This is a genomic window from Mycoplasma haliaeeti, from assembly GCF_048284645.1.
GTDB lineage: Bacteria > Bacillota_I > Bacilli_A > Mycoplasmatales > Metamycoplasmataceae > Mycoplasmopsis.
Genome location: NZ_JBLWAB010000001.1, coordinates 104,643 through 124,880, shown reverse-complemented (window position 1 = coordinate 124,880; position 20,238 = coordinate 104,643). Strand labels below are relative to the sequence as shown.

The 20,238-nt window shown below is 29.1% G+C and carries 16 protein-coding genes; 8 read left to right on the top strand and 8 right to left on the bottom strand.

Annotation, left to right across the window (positions count from 1 at the left end; translation table 4 throughout):
* Positions 1-91 precede the first annotated feature (91 nt).
* Positions 92-2,251, top strand: a complete 2,160-nt coding sequence (locus tag ACNQ2T_RS00370; protein WP_418035703.1) for an MIP family Ig-specific serine endopeptidase — start codon at positions 92-94, stop codon at positions 2,249-2,251.
* A gap of 41 nt (positions 2,252-2,292) precedes the next feature.
* On the opposite strand, the gene ACNQ2T_RS00365 is transcribed toward ACNQ2T_RS00370, so the two are convergent.
* A complete protein-coding gene (locus tag ACNQ2T_RS00365; protein WP_418035702.1) occupies positions 2,293-3,069 on the bottom strand; it encodes a hypothetical protein in 777 nt (258 codons plus the stop codon).
* A 300-nt stretch (positions 3,070-3,369) separates the two neighbouring features.
* Between ACNQ2T_RS00365 and ACNQ2T_RS00360 the strand changes: the two genes are divergently transcribed.
* On the top strand, positions 3,370-4,194 hold the full coding sequence (locus tag ACNQ2T_RS00360; RefSeq protein WP_418035701.1) for a PTS sugar transporter subunit IIAB: 825 nt from the start codon (positions 3,370-3,372) through the stop codon (positions 4,192-4,194).
* 182 nt (positions 4,195-4,376) lie between these two features.
* On the opposite strand, the gene ACNQ2T_RS00355 is transcribed toward ACNQ2T_RS00360, so the two are convergent.
* On the bottom strand, positions 4,377-5,543 hold the full coding sequence (locus ACNQ2T_RS00355; protein ID WP_418035700.1) for an IS256 family transposase: 1,167 nt from the start codon (positions 5,541-5,543) through the stop codon (positions 4,377-4,379).
* A gap of 231 nt (positions 5,544-5,774) precedes the next feature.
* Between ACNQ2T_RS00355 and ACNQ2T_RS00350 the strand changes: the two genes are divergently transcribed.
* From ACNQ2T_RS00350 to ACNQ2T_RS00335, 4 genes are read left to right on the top strand one after another with little or no spacing between them, the layout of a single operon-like run.
* Positions 5,775-6,770 carry a hypothetical protein gene (locus ACNQ2T_RS00350; protein ID WP_418035699.1) on the top strand — a complete coding sequence of 332 codons (996 nt, stop codon included), beginning with the start codon at positions 5,775-5,777 and terminating at the stop codon, positions 6,768-6,770.
* Positions 6,709-7,632, top strand: coding sequence for a hypothetical protein (locus ACNQ2T_RS00345; RefSeq protein ID WP_418035698.1), 924 nt, complete (start codon positions 6,709-6,711; stop codon positions 7,630-7,632). The genes ACNQ2T_RS00350 and ACNQ2T_RS00345 overlap by 62 nt, the downstream gene beginning before the upstream one ends.
* Positions 7,619-8,041 carry a hypothetical protein gene (locus tag ACNQ2T_RS00340; protein ID WP_418019859.1) on the top strand — a complete coding sequence of 141 codons (423 nt, stop codon included), beginning with the start codon at positions 7,619-7,621 and terminating at the stop codon, positions 8,039-8,041. Before ACNQ2T_RS00345 ends, ACNQ2T_RS00340 begins: the two co-directional genes overlap by 14 nt.
* Positions 8,031-8,501: a hypothetical protein gene (locus ACNQ2T_RS00335; protein ID WP_418019860.1), complete on the top strand. Its 471-nt coding sequence runs from the start codon at positions 8,031-8,033 to the stop codon at positions 8,499-8,501. The genes ACNQ2T_RS00340 and ACNQ2T_RS00335 overlap by 11 nt, the downstream gene beginning before the upstream one ends.
* A 140-nt stretch (positions 8,502-8,641) precedes the next feature.
* Here ACNQ2T_RS00335 and ACNQ2T_RS00330 read toward each other — a convergent pair whose 3' ends face one another.
* From ACNQ2T_RS00330 to ACNQ2T_RS00310, 5 genes are all read right to left on the bottom strand, one after another.
* On the bottom strand, positions 8,642-9,070 hold the full coding sequence (locus tag ACNQ2T_RS00330) for a hypothetical protein (protein ID WP_418035697.1): 429 nt from the start codon (positions 9,068-9,070) through the stop codon (positions 8,642-8,644).
* 272 nt (positions 9,071-9,342) lie between these two features.
* Positions 9,343-9,936 carry a hypothetical protein gene (locus tag ACNQ2T_RS00325; RefSeq protein ID WP_418035696.1) on the bottom strand — a complete coding sequence of 198 codons (594 nt, stop codon included), beginning with the start codon at positions 9,934-9,936 and terminating at the stop codon, positions 9,343-9,345.
* Positions 9,937-10,218: 282 nt separating this feature from the next.
* Positions 10,219-10,932, bottom strand: coding sequence for a peptide chain release factor N(5)-glutamine methyltransferase (gene prmC, locus ACNQ2T_RS00320; protein WP_418035695.1), 714 nt, complete (start codon positions 10,930-10,932; stop codon positions 10,219-10,221).
* A gap of 3 nt (positions 10,933-10,935) precedes the next feature.
* Positions 10,936-12,012 carry a peptide chain release factor 1 gene (gene prfA, locus ACNQ2T_RS00315; RefSeq protein WP_474623438.1) on the bottom strand — a complete coding sequence of 359 codons (1,077 nt, stop codon included), beginning with the start codon at positions 12,010-12,012 and terminating at the stop codon, positions 10,936-10,938.
* Between the two features lie 143 nt (positions 12,013-12,155).
* Positions 12,156-13,289, bottom strand: coding sequence for a restriction endonuclease subunit S (locus ACNQ2T_RS00310; RefSeq protein ID WP_418035694.1), 1,134 nt, complete (start codon positions 13,287-13,289; stop codon positions 12,156-12,158).
* 145 nt (positions 13,290-13,434) lie between these two features.
* On the opposite strand from ACNQ2T_RS00310, the gene ACNQ2T_RS00305 reads away from it, so the two are divergent.
* Positions 13,435-14,712 carry an amidohydrolase gene (locus ACNQ2T_RS00305; protein WP_418035693.1) on the top strand — a complete coding sequence of 426 codons (1,278 nt, stop codon included), beginning with the start codon at positions 13,435-13,437 and terminating at the stop codon, positions 14,710-14,712.
* A 125-nt stretch (positions 14,713-14,837) separates the two neighbouring features.
* A complete protein-coding gene (gene topA, locus ACNQ2T_RS00300) occupies positions 14,838-16,709 on the top strand; it encodes a type I DNA topoisomerase (RefSeq protein ID WP_416755108.1) in 1,872 nt (623 codons plus the stop codon).
* A 65-nt stretch (positions 16,710-16,774) separates the two neighbouring features.
* Here the strand turns inward: topA and ACNQ2T_RS00295 are convergent, their stop codons facing one another.
* On the bottom strand, positions 16,775-20,035 hold the full coding sequence (locus ACNQ2T_RS00295) for a hypothetical protein (RefSeq protein ID WP_418035692.1): 3,261 nt from the start codon (positions 20,033-20,035) through the stop codon (positions 16,775-16,777).
* Between the last annotated feature and the right edge of the window lie 203 nt (positions 20,036-20,238).

Sequence of the window (20,238 nt, the reverse complement as noted above, 5' to 3'; positions counted from 1 at the left end):
AATAGTGGCTTTTATTTTGCTTTAGGTAAATTTACTTTAAATTTTAGTGGGAATGTTAAAATTATTCAAGATAAAAGTAAAGGAATATGATATGAAAAAATGGAAATTTGCTCTAGGAGCAATAAGTGTGCAAAGTTTAATACCCTTAGTGGCTTTATCATGTAATGATCCACAAGCACAGGAACTAGATCGGAAAAATAAGCTAATTGAACAACTACATCAACAAATTAATGAACTAAATCAAGCTTTAGGGCAAAAACAAAATGATTTAACAAATGCAAACAAACAATTATTGCAAGTTAATAGCAATTTAGCTTTAGTTCAAGAACAATTGATTCAAGCTAAAAACACTAATGCTGCATTAGAATCTCAAGTAGAAGAATTAAAGGCTCAAAATAAAGAGCTGAATGAACAATTACAACAAAATGCTAGCGATATAACTAATTGCCAAACTCAGATAGCTAGATTGCAACAACAAGTAAAAGAGCTACAAAATAACCAAGAATATAAAAATCTGGCTGAACAAATAAAAGAGCTAAATAAGCAAATTGTATCCTTACAAGAAACTATTAAACAAGCTAATGACATTCATGCTCAAGATCAAGAGCAAATTCAGTCATTAAAAGCTCAATTAGCTCAAGCTCAACAAGAACAATTAAACAAGCAAGTGGAACAACTTTTAGCTCAATTAGCAAGTGCTAAAAGTGCCTTAGAAGTTGCTAATAGTTCTAATGCAACATTGCAGGAACAAAATGCTAAATTACTTGATGAAATTGCAAAACTTAAAAAACAAATTTCTGATCATTCTGGAGAAAGTGAAATTGATAAAGACAAAGTACTTTCTACAGCAGAGATTAAGAAATATTATCAAGAACATCCTAACTTAAAACAATTTAAACTAGATACTAATGTTGATGGAAAACTTGAAAATAATAAAGCTTATATTAGTTCCATTCTAAATCGAACCTTTTCTTTAATTTGAGATTTTAGTGATGGAACTAATACAGCTGGAACTATTTGATTGTTAGATTATCGTAAAGAATCAGATACTAAATATAAGCTTTTCTTTGCTACTAATTATCATGTCGCAGCTGAACTATATTCAGATAAAGACTTTGCTTTTAATGCACAACCCAATCGTAAAAAATCAATTACCAATATTCGCCTAGGAGTCATTGATAATTGAACAATTGCAAGACGCAAGTATAGTTATAAACAATTAAACCATGAAATGTGACCTAAAAACTTGTTTTTAGCACACAACTTTATGGATCAAGAAGTTTCTGCTCTATACCAAGGACGTTACTATACAGAGTTTTCGGTAATTGAATTTGACTATGACATAGAAAAATTCAATGCTTTACCACCACTTGATCCTAAGCTAAATGAGAATGAAAAAAGGGTTAGAATTGAAGAATTAAAACAAATGAAATCAAATAATAACGTTTTAACCAACAAGCTTAATAATGCAATCAAAGAGTTAGACTTATCAATTGAAAAATTCAAAAGTGGTTCTTACCCAATGCAAAATTCTACTTTACCATATGCTGGAATGGATTATGGTTCAGTTGCATTATTTGCACATAATGTTTTAGGAACTAAAGATGGCGTAATTCAGCAACCTAACACCATTAACAAAATAAATAAAGTAAGTAGCGATATTGAAAAATACTTTGGCAATGTTAAGCTTCAAAAGCAACCTACCTGAGACTATTTTGCTGGATATCCATTTGTTAATGCTAGCAGAAATCAGTTGCTATATAATGTAGCTCCTTCTATGCTAGGCAGTTCAACTGGCCTGGTGCATAGTATTGATCGAAACTTTTGACGTACCATTGATTGATATAATGGCAATGTTATTGCAAATCATGGAGCAGAATTTAATAATGAACCTAGAAGCAGATTTTATGGTCTAGCATATGAAAACTTAGTACCATGTGATATTATTGGAGGAGCTTCTGGCTCATTAGTGGTAAATGATTCTAATTTACCAGTAGGACTACTATTTGGACATAATGGCAAGCAGCCTTTAACTGATAATCAAAATGCTCAAGTACAATTAGAAAAAGCTTTAACTGTTGGTTATGCTTTAAATATGCCATTTTATTCAAGCAATATTAATGGTTATGTGCAACCTTATAATGTTATTGACGGAACTGATAAAACAAAATATCCACATCAAATAAATTCATATCGTGAAACGTTGACCAAAGTTTATGGGTCAAATTATCAAACAGCATTATTTAAATAAAAAATGTCTAAAATGCATATAGCGCTTTAGGCATTTTTATATTAATCAAATTCGATTTTTTCTCAGTTATCTTCATGGTTAACTGAAGCAATTGTACATAGTTGAGTTTTTAAAATTCAAGAGAAGAATCTGCTTCCAAATAACTTAATCATTAGTTTAGTATATTTAGAATTGAAATCAGCACTAGTTAAATTATTTTCTTTAATAACAGTATAAATTACTAGTCGATTTAATGGATACAATCCAAGGATTGCAAGCATAGCAAATATATAAATCATAAACATATAATTAATAAATGATCCATGATATGATGGATTAGCAAAGGCATTAATAATTAACCCTAGACCTGTGAGAGCAAAAATTAAATTAAGTATTGGAAAAGTATTAATTAAGCAAGCAATTGCTTTCTTATTGCCTTGTTTTACTGTGCTTGAATTTACATCAAGATCATAAGTTGGTTTAATGTAGATATATTTGTAGATAAAAGCAAGTAATTTACCTTTTTGACTAGGAAAACGATGAATTGGTGTTTCAAAGTCCTTGATTAATATTCTGATTCATAGGTTAAATCCAAATTTTAAATTATAGAAGACAATAAATGGGGATAGGATAAGAAGCCATATTCCAAAGAATACTTCAGCTGCTATAAAAAACTTGATTTCATTAGGATTTTTTGAAACCTTAACTTCATCCATTAATATAGGCATAATTACAGGCAATAGTAGTAGGGTATATAGCGCTGCTATAAGCACAATTGCTAAGATAATTCCGATTGAAAATAGCCAGTAAATTTTTTTCTTGTTACTTGATTCATTCATATATACTCCTTAAAATATTTACCTTTTTATTATATAAAGAAGTGAGACAACCTAGCTAAAATTGAATTTATTTCCACATTTTGTTCCATATTTAGAATTTTGTATAGAAAATAAAACTTTTTATTTAGTCTAATATTGCAAGAAGTTTATTTAGTTTTCCTTTAGCTTTGCAATTTAAGAAATATAGCTTCTTTAAGCCTAGGAGATAGGTAAAAAGCGCTAGATAAAAATCTCTATTTTTTAGATTATGAAATCTAAAATAGGATAAAATTTAAGTAATATTTTAAATAAGGAGATCTTATGTTTGAAAACATAAAAAATAAAGAAGTTAATCACAAAGATATGTGCAATCTAGCTGCTATTATTGATGCATTTGGTGGTTTTGATAATATTTTAGCTTTTAATAACTCAGTATCTCAATTAAGATACGATGTTAAAAATATCACATTAGTTAATGTTGAAGAATTAAAAAGACTTGGAGCAAGCGACATTAAGGTATTTGATGCTGCAAGACACGTACAAGCAACATTCCCGTGTGCCGAAGAATTAAACTGCTTTATTAAATGCAATAAAGAAGAATTAAAACCTTTATGTTCATCTGTACAAGCTAACAGCGAAAGCAACTGTGGATGTGCTAAAACAGAAGCTAAAACTCAAGTAGTAAACCAAATTGAAGTATTAGCACCAGTGACAGGAACAACATTTACATTAGAATCATTAAATGATGGTGTATTTTCTAAAGGGTTAGTTGGAAAAGGATTTGGAATCAAATTAACAAACGAAACAAAAGCTGAAGTAGTTGCTCCATTTGATGGAAAAATTGCTATGATGCCAGCTAATAAATCTCAAATCATTTTATCTAACTCAAGTAATGGTGTTGAAGCTGTTATCTTATTTGGAAAAGACAGCTACAAATTAGATGGAATTGGATTTAAAGCTTTTGTTGCTTTAAATGACTCAGTTAAAGCTGGGGATAAATTATTTGAATTAGACTTAAACAGATTTAACAATGAAAACATTAATAAAGATGTATTATTTGTGTTAACACAAGATTCAAAATTCCAAGAAATTAGTAATTTAGAAGCTAATGCAACAGTTGGAAAGAAATTATTTACTTTAAAATAACTTACATTTAATAATTAACACGGGGCAACCTGTGTTTTTTAATACTGGATGTTATTAATATACTATCATACCTTTTTTGAACTACGAAAGTGATAAAAAGATAACGGACCAATTAGTGGGTCCAAACTCGTTCTTTAATTTATAACGACTTGTAAAAATTATATATAATTTATGTGCATTACCTATAAGATAATGCGTTTGTTAGCTCAGTTTTTGGTTATTCACAGGCTAGCAAGATTACAAAAATATTGAAGCGTTCTCACACTAGCGTGAGAGCGTTTTTCATTTATGTATCTTTTTAGTGCTGAATTAAAATTTTCGCTTATATTGTTTGTATAAATAAATTTTCTAAGCTTTATAGGTAGTTTCATAAATTTCAAAATTTCATCTAATGATTTTTCTAATATTTCTACAGCTTTTGGATATTTGTCATAGTGAGTTTGTTTAAAATAAATAAACTCTTTTTCTGCAATTTCTAGGTTTGACGCTGTATAAATCTTTTTAAACGCCTCAACAAAAGATTTTCTATCTTTATAGTTTACATGTGTAAGTGCATTTCTTATCTTATGAATAACACATTTTTGTACTTGTGATGTTGGGAATATTTCTTTTAGAACATCATTACCTGAGAAATCATCACAAATTATGAATTCTTGATCAACCATTCCTCTTTCTTTTAATTCATATAGAAACTTACTTCAATTTATCTTAGATTCAGCATCTTGCACTTTCATAGATAAAAGTTCTTTATAACCATCTTTATTTATACCAATTGCTGTGTATACTCCTACCTTATAGCTCTTTTTGATAAAATTCTTCTTATCATCAACATCAAATATGTTTTCAGCAATTTCACCTGTTATGGGATTGTATCACTTCATAACATTGTGATATGAAGCATCAATAAATAGAGCTAATCATTCTCCTTGAATATCATGTTTAAACATTTGTGATGACAATATATCTATCTTTTGTTTTATCCTATTTATTAAAGAATGCCCGACTTTAATTCCTGTGAATAGTTCAACAATTCTTGAAACTTGTTCATATGATAAGAAAGAAGCTAGAAGTATTGCGATTAAAGTTTCGAAATCCCTTGAGCATTTTTCATATTTTGCTAATGCACTGGGAATAAAGTTTTTACCTCTTACTCTTGGTATTTTTAATGTAATTTTTCCATTCAAAGTATATTTTGTGGATTCTCTATAACCATTTCTTTTGACATTGCTATCTGGATTTAAATCTTTTTCTTCTCTTATAAAAGACTTCGCTTCTTTTTCCATAGTGTCGTTAAATTGTTCAATCATAGATTCTGTAGTTATACCTAAAATTTGCGCTAATTCTTTCATCTGTCTTCCTACTTCTGTCAATTGTTTACTTATATATTTATTTAAATTAATCATAACAAAAATAACCCCTTCTTTCGAACGAGTTATTTAAAAGACACATTATTTGGTCTGTTATCGATAAAAAAGTTTTATTTGAAGAAATTTTTAAAAATATGGAACAAAATGTGGAAACAATAACAAAATATAAGAATTCGAACGAGTAGCTTATATAATAATAGTGGGGAATAATATATGGATAAATCAATATTTAAACTACTGCAACGAGATGAAATAGTTGTTCATGGAAGCTATGCCTTGAAATTGTTAAATCTTCTAAACAGAGAAGCTGCTGATATTGACATCTTAATTTATAATAATGGTGATATTATTGAGAAAAATATTATTGTTGATTCAATTATCAATAGCTCTATAGTTTTTCTTGATAAAAGAGATGAATTTTATACAAAATTCACAATTAACAATAAAAAAATAGAAATCATGCAATATAAAAATATTGATAACAGTATGATTACCCTAGTTGATAATATTAAAGTTTTAAAACCAAAATGAATATTAGCTTTTAAAGTTTGCCAGCTTTTCACTTCTTGAATTCTATTTTTACAACAAAGACAAACGAGAAGTAAAACTATACAAACAATTAATGATCTAAATTTTTTAATAAACAAAATTGATATTAATAATGATGAAATGCTACATAATGTAATTGAAGCGATTAAATATAATTTGGATTTCGAAATATTCATTTATTATATGTCACCATATAGTGAACTAACTAACTTTAAGATATTTTTTGGAGATGTTATATCTAATATGTCCCCTAAATTAATTTCAATATTGCTGTATATTTCGAGTCACAAAATTTATAATGATTTTATATCAAAAATCAATATCATTTATAAAATATTTCATACTTATGCTATAAAGTTTTTTGATGCTGAAGATAATGAAGAGGCAAACGAAAAAAATTCGCTTTTTAATTTTGGTAATTACTTTATTTATTTCGATGACATACAAGCTTGCATTCAAGATATATTATGGCTAAACAACCAATTTAATGATGATACCTCATACGCATTAAAGAAGATAAATCAAAATTGGTCCATAGATTTTAGTGCAATAGAAAAATATTATATTTCAAATGTTAAAAAACAGAGCAAGGAGTCAAATGATTGTACAAACACCAAAAACGTATCAACCAGTAGTGAAAGAAAAACAAATTATTGATAATAAAATGGTTCATGAAAATGATAAAAATTGAACCGAAAATTATTCAGAAGAAGAAAAAATTCACCTATTACTCTTTGTAGATCTCTTAAAAAAACTTAATTTGAGAGAACTAGGAATAGATAATGAAACAAAAGAAAAGTTTCTTAAAAATTTAGATAACATTCTAGGGTATGAAATTCTAAAAACATCATTAAAAACAAGACAATATTTTTGGTCTACTAGAAGCATGGATAAGAAAGAACAATTTTATTTAAAAGATTTAATTAGATATTTAAAGGATGCTATAAGTCGACTGGAAAAAGGAAGAAAGGATATGCTAATAACAAATAATCAGTATCCGAGCAAGTCAATTATTCCATCAGTTGGAAAGATTGTTTGAGGAATATTTTCATTTATTAGAAAAATAGCGGGAGTTATAACTCTTGATCCATCGGCTATAGCAACTTCTATAACTGTGCCTTTAAATGTAAAAAATATTATAGAAGGGTCTGTCGAAATACAAGAATTAACTAAGAAGCAATTTGATTTAGATTCTCAAGTTGTTAAGGATGGCATAGAATATATAAAAAATAATATTAATGCAATCGAAAAATGTATTTATGAGGCTATTGATCACAATAGTGGCACTTTAAGCGATAATAACATCCAAGAAAAAATGTTACATGAAATCAATAGATGAATTTATGAATTTAATATTATAATCAAAGATATTACTGACATCCCTCTATATGAAACAACTTTATTAGATAATTATCAAACATTTATTTATGAAGTTATATTAAATCAAAATAGCTCATGTACAGGTACATGTAGTGCTTGAATTTACAACCCAATAATTGGAGACTATTATGATCCATACTAAACTAAAGACAAAAGACAATATTTTTAAATATGCTACAACTGTCAAAATCATACTTTGATTACTGTATGCATCACCAGTGGCTTTACTGATAGAATTAATCATATGATTAATTTTATTCCTTACACAAATGTTTAAAGACAATTATTACTTATATGTACTATATGCAATTTTAATTATCTTTGCAGCCTTAATTTTAGTATTTATAATCTCATTTTTAATTACTGGGGCAATAGCTCGTAAAAAAGTTGATACTGAAGAGCTGATACAAATTATCATATTTACTAAGAATTCAAAATGTACTATTTTGTATAGAAGATTATTAATGGCAATGTACCCATTTAGTCACTATAAAAAAATAGCATCAGCATTAAATATCGAATTTGTTGAAGGTGAAAATAATGAACAATAAAGCTAAAATCAAACTTCAGGCCCCATCTGATATAGAAGTTTTTGAAACAGTAAATGCTATAGCTAATACAAATGCATTGTATACTGCAATAGCTTTTATTGTTCAAATTGTAATACTATTACCACTTTGCATCCCGCATTATGCTATAAAGGATGATACATACGGATACGTGATAATGCTATTTTGTATTACAGCCTTTGAATCAATTGCATTTTATTTTGTTCGGATGGTTTTAGGAGATAACTTTAAAAAAGGAAAGTATTTAGATCTGAATTGAAAACTCGACCCAACTAAATTTTCTATTGATGCCTTAGCTTATCTATATTTGACTAGCGATAGTTGACTTTTATGAAGATATATTTCACTCTTCTACAGCTATAAATTTGGTTATCGAAAATATTTCTTTAATATTAAGTACTACATTTGAAAACAAGAGCAAAAACATGAGTCTAATAAATAGGATGTTCAAAGTTAACTAGTAAATTAATATTTAATATAAAATTGCGAATGAATAATTAACACGGGGTAACCTGTGTTTTTTAATGCTGTGCTGTAGTACTCTAGAAGAGAAATAAAAACTATGCTTTTGCATAGTAATTACTAATCCATATTGAGAAAGTGCTTATTATAAAAGTTTTGATAATGTGTCATTTCAATTCTTTTACCATTTAAAGTTGTATAAATTGGTGGCATAAGAAGTAATAAATATTTTCACCATTTGTTTCCATTTAAGTAACGATTCGCAGAAATTCAAAATCCTACATATTTCGCTCCATCATAAGTGGCATTTTTGTTGGTGAGATATTGAGTAATATCGAAACCATAAACTTTATAAGTATCAGTTTTACTTTGAGTTGAAAAAACAATTTGGTTTGCTTCATTGCTTTCAAAGATTACGCTTTCTAGTGTTTTAATATTGCTTAGCTTATTGTTATTATATTTTCAGTAAGCAAACTTGTATATTAATCAGATATTAAGTCATATAAATAAGAAAGTCATAGCTACAGTACAATAGTCAACAACAAGCATTGCACTAAATCAACTTATGTTTTTATATTCAAGTGCTATGTTATTGGCTCATAAAAGATTAAATATGATTATAAATAAAATGCTAGGTAAGATAAATAAACAATAAATTCCAATAGCAAGGAGTAATCTTGAAAAAATGAAGTTAAAGCTTTTATTATTGATTTTTATCTTATTTGACAAGAAATATTTCGCAGAAGCTGAAGATAATACAAAAAGAATTTTATTTTTAGAGACTAACAGATAGATGAAACAAGCTATTATTCCCAATGAACCTAACATGATTTCTCCCCAGAAATACAATTGATCTTTTCTTGATAGTATTTTTGCAGTTTACTTGGTTCTAACACTAAATTGCTTCCTTTTATCAGATAATTATTACAAAAAATTAAGGCACAATAGTTTCACATTTTATTTCGACTGTTTAGATACTTATTTAACTTTACTTTTTGAATTAATTTTTTGCTTTCTATAGGTAATAAGATTATTTTATTTGATAATTGTTTGTAATCTATTTGGTCATTTTTGCCATTTGAAGAAATGAAAAAACTATCAAGGATTTGTTGATCATAATTTGAAGCATTTTGCATTCTAATTTTAACTAGGTGACTTAATAAATTAAAATATTCCACCGCAATTATAGTTAGAGATAAGCTACCAAATATATCTATTAGACTAAAAATTCTAATTAAAAGTTTTATTGTTTCATTAATTTTATTTGGCTCATAATTGTAGATTGTTATTTTTAAAGCAATAGAACCAAGACCAATACCAATAGTTCATTCCACCATTGCTAAAGTCACATAGATTATTATTTTTCTATTCATTCATTTTAAGAAAGTATTTTGAACCATAATTTTATTTTTCATAATTTTAGGCAAGACTATCTTTACAAAGTGACTAAATATCTTAGTTTTACTAAAAAATCGAATGTAAATAATTATTGTTCCTAGTATAAGAAAAACCATTAATATCTATCTCCTAAGTTGTATTGAATAATGTTGTATAGCATTATTATTGTTATAAAAATTATAGAGAAAAATAACCTATTTTCAATTTAAAAAAGCATAACTCTATTAGTTTGTTAGTCAAATGAAAGTGGCAAATTATCAGAAATAAAATCAGTAATAAAAATCCACTCTAAGAGTGAATTAGTTAAATGATACAATAGCAAAGCGATCTTTGCCAGCCATATCTTTATGAATTTCAATTTGATATTTCGCTTGAAGTTGTTCTCAATATTGTTTGTGAAAAGGATTAATTTCAAAAAAGATTTTGCCACCTGGATTGAGGTAGTTTTGTCCTTGTTCAATAATTGTTTGATAAAAGTAAAAACCATCTTGGGGAGCATATAAGGCATGTAGTGGCTCAAAATTGATTACACTAGCATCTAGCTGCTCACTTTCTTGAATGTAAGGTGGATTTGAAACAATTACATCAAATTTTTGCTCTATATTATTAAATAAATCGCTTTGAATAATATTAATATCTACATGGTTGCTTAAGGCATTTTCACCACTTTGCGCTATAGCTTCTGAATCTATATCGCTAGCAGTTAAACTTCAAGTTGGATTAGCTTTCTTTAATGCAATAGCAATAAAACCTGAGCCAGTGCATAAATCAAGCGCTTGCAAGTTATTTCTATTTTGATATGCTTGTTCAACAAGTAAAATTAATTCTTCAGTTTCATAACGTGGAATAAGAACTTTATGGTTAACATTGATTCTAACATCATGCATATCAACGTAGCCCATAATTTTTTGCACTGGCATCCCTTGCTCAAGGAGCTCTAATTCAAAAGAAGATACAGTTTGAGGTAAACCATATCTTCTTTTTTCAAGTAATAAATCTGCTTTTGTAGGCATTAATTAAATTCCTGCTTCAGCAATTTTTTCATTTTGCTCTTCAGCAAGTAGTGCATCAATAATTGAATTTAACTTACCTTCCATAACTGGAAGTAAGCTAGTTGAATAAGAAACTCTATGATCTGTAACTCTATCTTGTGGGTAGTTATATGTTCTAATCTTTTCACTTCTAGCTCCAGAACCAGCTAATTTACGGTAACCTGATTCTTCAGCTTGTTTCTTTTGAAGTTCAATGTCATATAACTTAGATTTAAGCACTCTAAAGGCAATATCCTTGTTTTGGATTTGGTTTTTACCTTCTTGACAAGTAACAACAATTCCAGTTGGTAAGTGAGTAATTCTAACAGCAGAGTCAGTTGTGTTAACTGATTGTCCACCATTACCACTTGAACGATAAACGTCAATTCTTACATCTTCTGATTTAATTTCAATGTTGATATCATCATCTATTTCAGGCATAACTGTAACTGTAGCTGTTGAAGTATGAACTCTACCTTTTGTTTCAGTTACTGGGATTCTTTGTACTCTATGTACTCCTGATTCAAACTTAAGTTTTGAATAAGGTTTATCTCCTTTAACTGAGAAGACAACTAGAGTAAATCCACCAGCTTCAGCTGCAGAAGATTCAAGTAAAGTAAGTTTCATATCATTTTGACTAGCTCATTTAGAATACATTCTAAATAAGTCTCCAGCAAAAATGTTAGCTTCATCTCCACCAGCTGCTCCACGGATTTCAACGATAACGTCTTTATCATCGTTTTCATCTTTAGGTAGAATTAAAATCTTTAATTCATCAGTTAGCTTTTGCATTTTGCCTTCAGATTCAGCAATTTCCATTTTAGCTAATGAAACTAGCTCGTCATCATTTTCTTTAAGCATTTCTTTAGCATTCTTTAAATTGCTTTCTGCTTCTAGATAGCTATTAAAAGCATCTACGATATCTTGAATTGAGTTAATCTCCTTGTTTAATTTTGTGTACTTTTTAATATCATTAATAACTTCTGGATCTTGAAGTTGTTTTTCTAATTCATCGTGTTTTTGTTTGATTTGCATCAAAGAGTTATACATAGTTGTTTCCATAATTGTATATTTTAACATATAGCTCAATTTTTCAGCCTATTTTTTCAGTCTATTATATAGAAATTGAGGGAAAAATCTTGCTTTGGGGATGAGATAAATAAGCAAGGAATATAAAAAATATAGCTGCCAAAATTGCAACTATATTAACAAAACATCTTTTCCAATAAAGCTTGCTTGATGCTATTTAACTTTTCAAGTTTTTGCTCTTGAGAATGGATAAGAGAGTCTAGACCATCTAAGAGTGTAGAAATTTTAGATTGCTCGTTCTTGTTAGATGGGTAGTAAATTTCCATATCTGCTATCATTTCTAATCTAACTGAATCAACTGTTGCCTTAGCTGACATTCTTATGACTCTATCATAGAAATTAGATGAAAAATATCAATAAAAATACTTTCCTAAAACATCGGTAAAATTTGATATTTTATAGCATCTTTGATGTAAGTCAAATTTTCCATTAACATAGTGAAATACTTTACCTATATTACCATCTCCAATTGTAATAACAGCCTCTTCATCATAAAGATATTTATTGCTTTTTAAAGGTTTATCAGATCTTATGAAAAATGGATAAGCACCATTTACATCACTATCTTGAGTATTACTATTACCTGTAGTAATGTAACCCAAACTTTTTACTAATTTATGATTTCATGCATCTAGAAAATCTTTGAACCTTATTTCTGGCGTTTTTTGATCATATGAAGCAAACATTTTATTTAATAATGATTGTTTTATTGTTTGAAGTTTTTCTAGTTTTGACCTTTGAGATAGAAGTAATTGATCAATATTATTAAATAATAATCCAATTTTTCTTTGTTCGTTAATATCTGTAGAATTAATAATTATGTTCTTAACCTGATCTGCATTCATGTTAGGAATTCCACTTGCGTTTGTCATAAAATCTGACTGATCTAAGGCATATTTTAGATATTGTAAGTCAACTTGATTCAATATAGGAAGTATAACTTTTAGACGAATTATTGGTGTGTAAGGTTCTAACCTTATTGTTGGAAAGCCTAATGTTCCTATAGAAGAAAATGTAATACTTGGTTTATCCACTTTATATGTATCAGCATAACCTCATAAAGCGTTTTCATCATAACCATTAGAATATACTGGGTATATAAAATTCTTTTTATGATTAAAAGTTTTTGAATAGTGCTTTGGAGGTTCTCCTCCAGTTATAACTGAAGCCACCTGTGATAAATAAATATCTTTCCATTCCTCATCAAACCCTTTAAACCTAATAGCTGGTACTAATTTTTCCTTTTGCATAAATCCTTCCATCTCAAGCTAACTTGTTATAAATTAATTGTATCACAGCAATGCTAGAAGTAAGCAAAATGCCCTCTTTTCTTACACATAAACTTAAGGAATAAGTAATATAATAATATTTATATATAAATATTTAGGAGTTTAAATGAAAATATTAATTAAAAACGCCACAATTATTACAATGGATGATGTAAATAAAGTTATTTATGATGGAAATGTCTATATTGAAGATAAATATATAGTTAATGTGACTCAAGATTTAGATCCAGAGTTTCAAGCTGACAAAGTGATAGATGCTCATGGTAATGTGCTAATGCCAGGATTAATTAATTGCCACACTCATATTGCAATGACAATATTAAGAAACCATGCTGATGATGTTAACTTAGAAGATTGATTATTTAATTGTATCTTCCCAGTTGAAGCCAAAATGGGGGCACAAGAAGTTTACTATGGAGCTAAACTTGGAATGCTAGAAATGATTGCTAGCGGAACTACTACCTTTTTAGATATGTATTTTCAAGAAACTCAAGTAGCCAAGGCTGCTAGTGAAGTAAATATTAGAGCTTTCTTAGGAACTGGAATTACTGGAGATTCACTTGAAAGAAATTTACAAGAAACAAGAGATTTATATAATAAATATAAAGACAGTGATCTAGTGCAAGGAATTGTCTCTCCTCACTCAGTATATACTAATGATGAAGAAGATTTAGTTGCTTGTGCACAATTATTAAAAGAATTAGGTTGCTTACATACCATTCACTTAAATGAATCTAAAGCTGAAGTTAAAAATGCAATTGCTAAATATGGCATTAACTCATTGCAAGAAGCTTATGAAACAGGTAACTTAACTAATAGAACTGTGGTAGCTCATGGGGTACATCTAACTCAAGGCGATATTGAATTAGTTAAACGTGTGGGATGTTCAATTGCACATAACCCATGTTCTAACTTAAAATTATCTTCAGGTATTTTACCAGTAGCTCAATTACTTGATGAAGGAGTTAATGTGTGTCTTGGGACAGATGGGGCTGCTTCGAATAATAATTTAGATATGTTTGAAGAAATGAAGTTTGCTTCACTAATTCAAAAAGGTGTTTTTGCTGAACCAACACTACTTCCGGCTTGAGAAACATTAAAGATGGCTACAGTTAATGGAGCTAAAGCATTACACATGCAAGAAAGCTTAGGAAAAGTTGAACCTGGCTTTTTAGCTGATTTAATCCTAGTTGATATTAATAATATTAACCATACACCAAAAGCTAATATTATTAACTCACTTGTTTATTCAACTAATAGTAAAGATGTTTATACTACTATCATTAATGGAAAGATTGTTTATGAAGATAGAGTCTTTAAAACAGCTAATGTAACTGAATTAATGAGCAAAGTTAATGAACTATATAATAATCTAATTAAGTAAATGCTGCATAAGCATTTTTCTTTATCTTTTTAATTATTAAATAAATAATTAAGGAGACAAGATATGCAAAATCTTAAAAAAATATTTATCAATTTCAAAAAATAAAGGTATAGTTATTACTAATTATGGGAACAAAGAATTTAATTATTGTCGAATCACCTAATAAGGTAAATACAATTCAAAAGTATGTTGGAGATGACTTTGAAGTTATCGCTAGTGTAGGCCACATTTTAAAAATGAAAACTACTGGAACTTATGGCTTTGGAATTGATATGGAACATTGAGAACCAGAATATAGTGCTGACTCAACTAAGAAAAAAGTAATTGCACAATTAAAGGCAGCTGTTAAAAATGCTAACCACATTTATATTGCAACTGACCCTGACCGTGAAGGGGAAGCAATTGGATATCACTTAGTTGAATATTTAAAGCTACAAGATAGATATTCTCGGATCAAATATAATGAAATTACTAAAGATGCTATTTTAAAAGCTTTAGCTAAACCATTAGAATTAGACTATAACTTAATTGATGCACAAAAGGCACGTAGAATGCTAGATAGAATCATTGGTTTTAGACTTTCTAAATTAATGCGTACTAAGCTAAAACAAGCACCTGGAACACCTACAGCTGGTAGAGTGCAAAGTATTGCTCTTAAACTCATTGTTGATCGTGAAAATGAAATTAGAGCTTTCATTCCAGAGAAATATGCTACCCTTGGAGCTAAACTTGGTAAAGACAATTTTGCTTACTATTTTGATGCTAGTGTAACTGGAGATAGAAAAGACTGAATCATTGGATCTCAACTTGAAGAATTCAAAAACTACTTTGCCACAGCTAAAAAAGAATTATTAGTAACTGATGTTAAGGTTAGTGAAAGAAAAGTGCCAGCAATGCAACCATTCAAGCAAGCTGTAATTTACCGTAAGTCACCACTTTCATCTCAAACTACTCAATATGTCTTACAAAAACTTTATGAAGGATTTGGAGATGGCGGGCTAATTTCATACCCAAGAACTGATTCTACTCGTTTATCACAAGACTTTATCGACCAAGCACATAGCTATATTGAGAAAAAATGAGGTAAGGATTATATTGCTAGTGAAGTTAAAGGATTTAGTGGAGATCAAGATGCCCATGAAGCAATTAGACCTACTCATATTGAACTAACTCCAACTAGTGCTAAAGCTTTATATAATCTAACTGAATCTGAATTTAAGATTTATAAAATGATTTATGACAATACATTACAAGCACTAATTAAGCAACCAATTAGAGAAGTAACTTCATATACTTACCAAAATGGCTCATATACTTTTAGAAATTCGTATTCTAAGATTAAATATGATGGATACTATGTTGTTACAGGTAAAGAAAGTGAAGATATTGATCCAAACTATCAAGTTAATCAAGTTGTACCAGTTAAAGACTTTATCTTTGAAGACCATGAAACTAAACCTGTAGCTAGATATAATGACGGGTCATTAATTGAAGCGCTAGACAATATTAAAGTTGGTAGACCTTCAACCTTTGCTGCTACAGTTAAAATTGTAAAAGATAGAAACTTTGCAGTTAAAGAAGCTAATGCTTTAGTACCTACTCAATTTGGTGAAATTGTGCTTAAAGATTTAATTTCTGGCTTCCCTACTATTATTAGTGAAGACTATACAGCTCATGTTGAAGCTGAATTAGATCAAATTGCCGAAGCTCAAATTAGCAAAGACCTTGTTATGCAAGATTTCTGAGACAAGTTTGTAACTGAATTTGAAAAAGCAGATAGCAAAATTGAAACTTATACTTTCCCACTTAAAGAATTCGATACTCCATGTCCAATGGATGGTGGTATCTTAGTTGAAAGATTTAATAAGAAAAATCAAGCCTTTGTAGCTTGCAAAAACTTCCCTAAATGTAAATACACAGCTAGCTTACCTGAAACAAAAGTTGAAGATGAAGATAGTGAAGAAGCTACATTTATTAATGATATTGAATTAGATTAATGAATCATGCCTCCGGGTATGATTTTTATATCTAGCAATAAGCAAGAAAAAAGTCGGGCAACCGACTATTTCTTATTCTTACGTTTAAAGACTGATCCGATTGTACCAAATACTCCTGCTAAAGCTCCAACAATAACAGTAGGTAATCAATATCAAATTGATGGAGAAGAATTATTAGTTGGATTATTATCTACAGTTGGAGTTGTATTATCTTTTTCTGGACTAGGAGCTGGAGTTACTGGAACAGGTGTAGGCTTAGGTTCGGGAACTGGAGTAGGTTTAGGGCTTGGTTTAGGAACAACCGGAACAAGAGCTTTATAGTTATCTAGTAAGTTATTTAAATTATTAGCAGCTTGATTAATTTTAATTGCACTTAGACCATTATAGCTTTCTTGAGTTAGACTATCTATTTGATCATAGGCGTTTTTAATAGCTTGCATTACATCTTTGCTTGCTGCAGCAAAGGCTTTAAGGTTGTCTAATGTCTTATAATTGTTAGCAGCTCCAAGAGCATTATCCATGGCTTGGTATAACAATTTAGCTTGTTGCAAGCTGTATTGGATACTTTCAGGAGTTGCATCTTGATTAATTTCATTAGTAAAATAGGTTACTTGACTTGCAGTTAATGAGCTTAATGGTTTAAGTAATTCAATTGCGCTAATACGTTGATTTTGTAGCATTCAGTTATTAAGGGCAGTAATATACGTGTTGATATTTACATCTAAAACATTAGGCAATACTTGATTGTTGCTATTTAAAATCTTGTTATAAATATCAGTATTAAGATTGCTTAAGTTATTGGCACTAGTGGTATTGGCTGGAAGTGCATTTCTAGCTTGTTGCAATACTGCTACAAGTTTATTAGCATCTTGGCTAGTGCTTGAAGCTTGGTTTAATAAGTTAGCTAATGTTTTTGTACCACTTTTAGCTTCTACAATATAGCTATTAAGTAATTCTTGAGAAAGATTTGGATACTTATCACTAGCAAAGAGAGAAGTATAATAAGTTGTTAGCATGCTATTGAATCCAGCTTTAAGTGCAAAGAAGTAAGGTACTGTGCTTAAGTCTTTAGCTGCTGAGTATTTAGTAATATTTAAGCTAAGATTATTAATTTGATCAATTGTATTTTGATCATTAATTGAGCTAGCTTGTTGTAATAATGCTGATACTGAAGCATTTAGTCCAGCTCAATAAGTAGGAATAAGTAAGCTTTCAGCATTGTATTCATAGGTTACTAGATTAATGAATTTTGTAATTAAATCAGGGTTAGTAATTTTGATTTTCATACTGCTGCTATCAAATAAAACTGATACTTGATCTGCAATTGAATCTACAAAGGCTTTGCAAGTTGTATAAATAGTTGATTGAGTTAAATCATTTTGGTATGTATCATAAGCATTATAATTAGCTAATTTGAACATTGTTTGGTAGTTATAGTTACTCAATTGAGCCATAGTAGCATAAAGACCAGAATTCATGAATGTGTGGAATTGCGTGATATTTGTACTTAGAGCAGCAATTTTATTAATTAAACTTTGAGCTTGGAAGTGGTTTTGCAATTGAGCCTTTTCTTTTAATAATAGGTCAATTGCATCACTTGTTACAAGTGGTTTAAGTTTATCAATTGAATTTTGTATGTCTTGTAGAATACTAAATCCATTTAAAGTATTTAGTGCCTCATTAAGTTGAGCTAATGCTTGTTCTATATCGCTAGCTAAAAGGTTTTGAGTTGAGCCATCGTTAATTGAAGTAATATAGTTTTCTACAGTATTTCTAGCATTGAGGAATTCTGTTTGAACATTACTTGTAGATAAGTTGTAATTAAGATTAATTTCTTTATTTTTAGCTTGTTGTTCTGGACTAAGTTGCGCTGGCGAACTTGGACCAACTGTAGTGATTAATAATTGAGTTTGCAAGTTATTAAATTTATCAATAAGAGCTGTGTCTATATCAATTTGTTCACGTACTTGTTGTGCTCAAGTAACGCCACTTGCAATTTCAAAGTTCATAATTTTATTAGTTGAATTCATATAAAGTGTGCCCATTGCATTTGGAATGGATGGATTTTGTGGAAAGGCAGCTGATAGTAAAGTTGCAGTAAGTCCTTGAAGAGTTGATGAGATGTTGTTTTGATATTGAGTTGCCAGTTGTAAGGCATTTGGAGCCGTAGGATCTAAGTTTTTATATTGTTCATATTGTTGTTTTAATTCTGCATATTCATCAGGACAATATGAAACAAGTTTTTCTTTTTCTAAAGCTTCAAGAAATGGTTTGACTTGATTAATTGTTTGCACACCAGTATAAATGGTAATAAGGGCATTATATGGAGCATATATATTATTGATATCATTCAATGTAGTAGCTGGTGTTACATTTTTTGATATAAAGTTATCTGCTACAGTTTGATCAAATAGTCCATTTTTAACTTGCAAGTCTACTGCAAAGGTATAAAAGTCCTTAGATGCAGCTATTGCATTTGTTGTACAATCAGTAATATTTTGTCAAATTTGAGCAATTTGTTGGGCATTATAAGGGCCTGATTTGTTAGGAAAGGCATTTGCTAGGTTATTATTAGCTTGTTTAAGTGCTGCTGCTTGAGGGCCAGAACCTAACCCAGGAAACATGAAATTATTAGTAAGCATATAATTAATTGATGATACATATAAATTATAGTTTTGCATTTGTGCATTCATATTTATCAAGGTGTTGTAGGTATCAATAAATTGTTGTGCAGTCATAGGTGGCACTTGCATTCATGAACGGACGTTTTGATAAAAATTATAACTCAAGGAACCTAAAGTATTGCTATTAAGCTTGTCTATATGAGTATTATAATATTCACGAAATGCACGTGATTTTGTTGTAAAGTCATTATCTGTAAAATTTTTAACTTCATTAGCTAAATTTGCTGTTGGTTGATCACTTAATTGAGCCAATGATTGATTAATAGTTGCATAAAATTGATCAATTTTACTGTAGATATTTGGTAAATATTCAGCAGGTATAGAATAAATTGCTGAATATTTTAATCAAGATACACTTTTAGCTATTTCTATATCATTTGTAATAACTTTTGAAATTTTATCTAGTTCTTCTTGAGCAACATTAGGAATAGAATCAATGGCGTGATTAAAAGCATCCATATCAATTGGATAAATTAATAAGTCTATTTTCTTTAAAATTTCACGCAACTGAGCTTGCAAAGCTTTAACATTTTCATCAGGGTTTTTATTGATTTCATTAGTGCTAGCAGAAATAACACTAACTGGCAAGATAGCCCCAAGCGCTGAAACGCTTGATAAAATTAAAATATTTCTTTTCTTCATAATTCTTCTTTCTATATATCTTTATTCTACTACTTTAAATAAGTAAAAATCATTTCCCAACTAAACAGTGCCATGTTGCTGCATAGCTTTTTAATACTATATGCTAGAGCCAAAAGAATAAGAGTTATATTTAAGAATAAATCTTATAAACTTATAAATGATAAGATAGCAGGAATCTTTACCAGATAAGAAAATAAAAAATC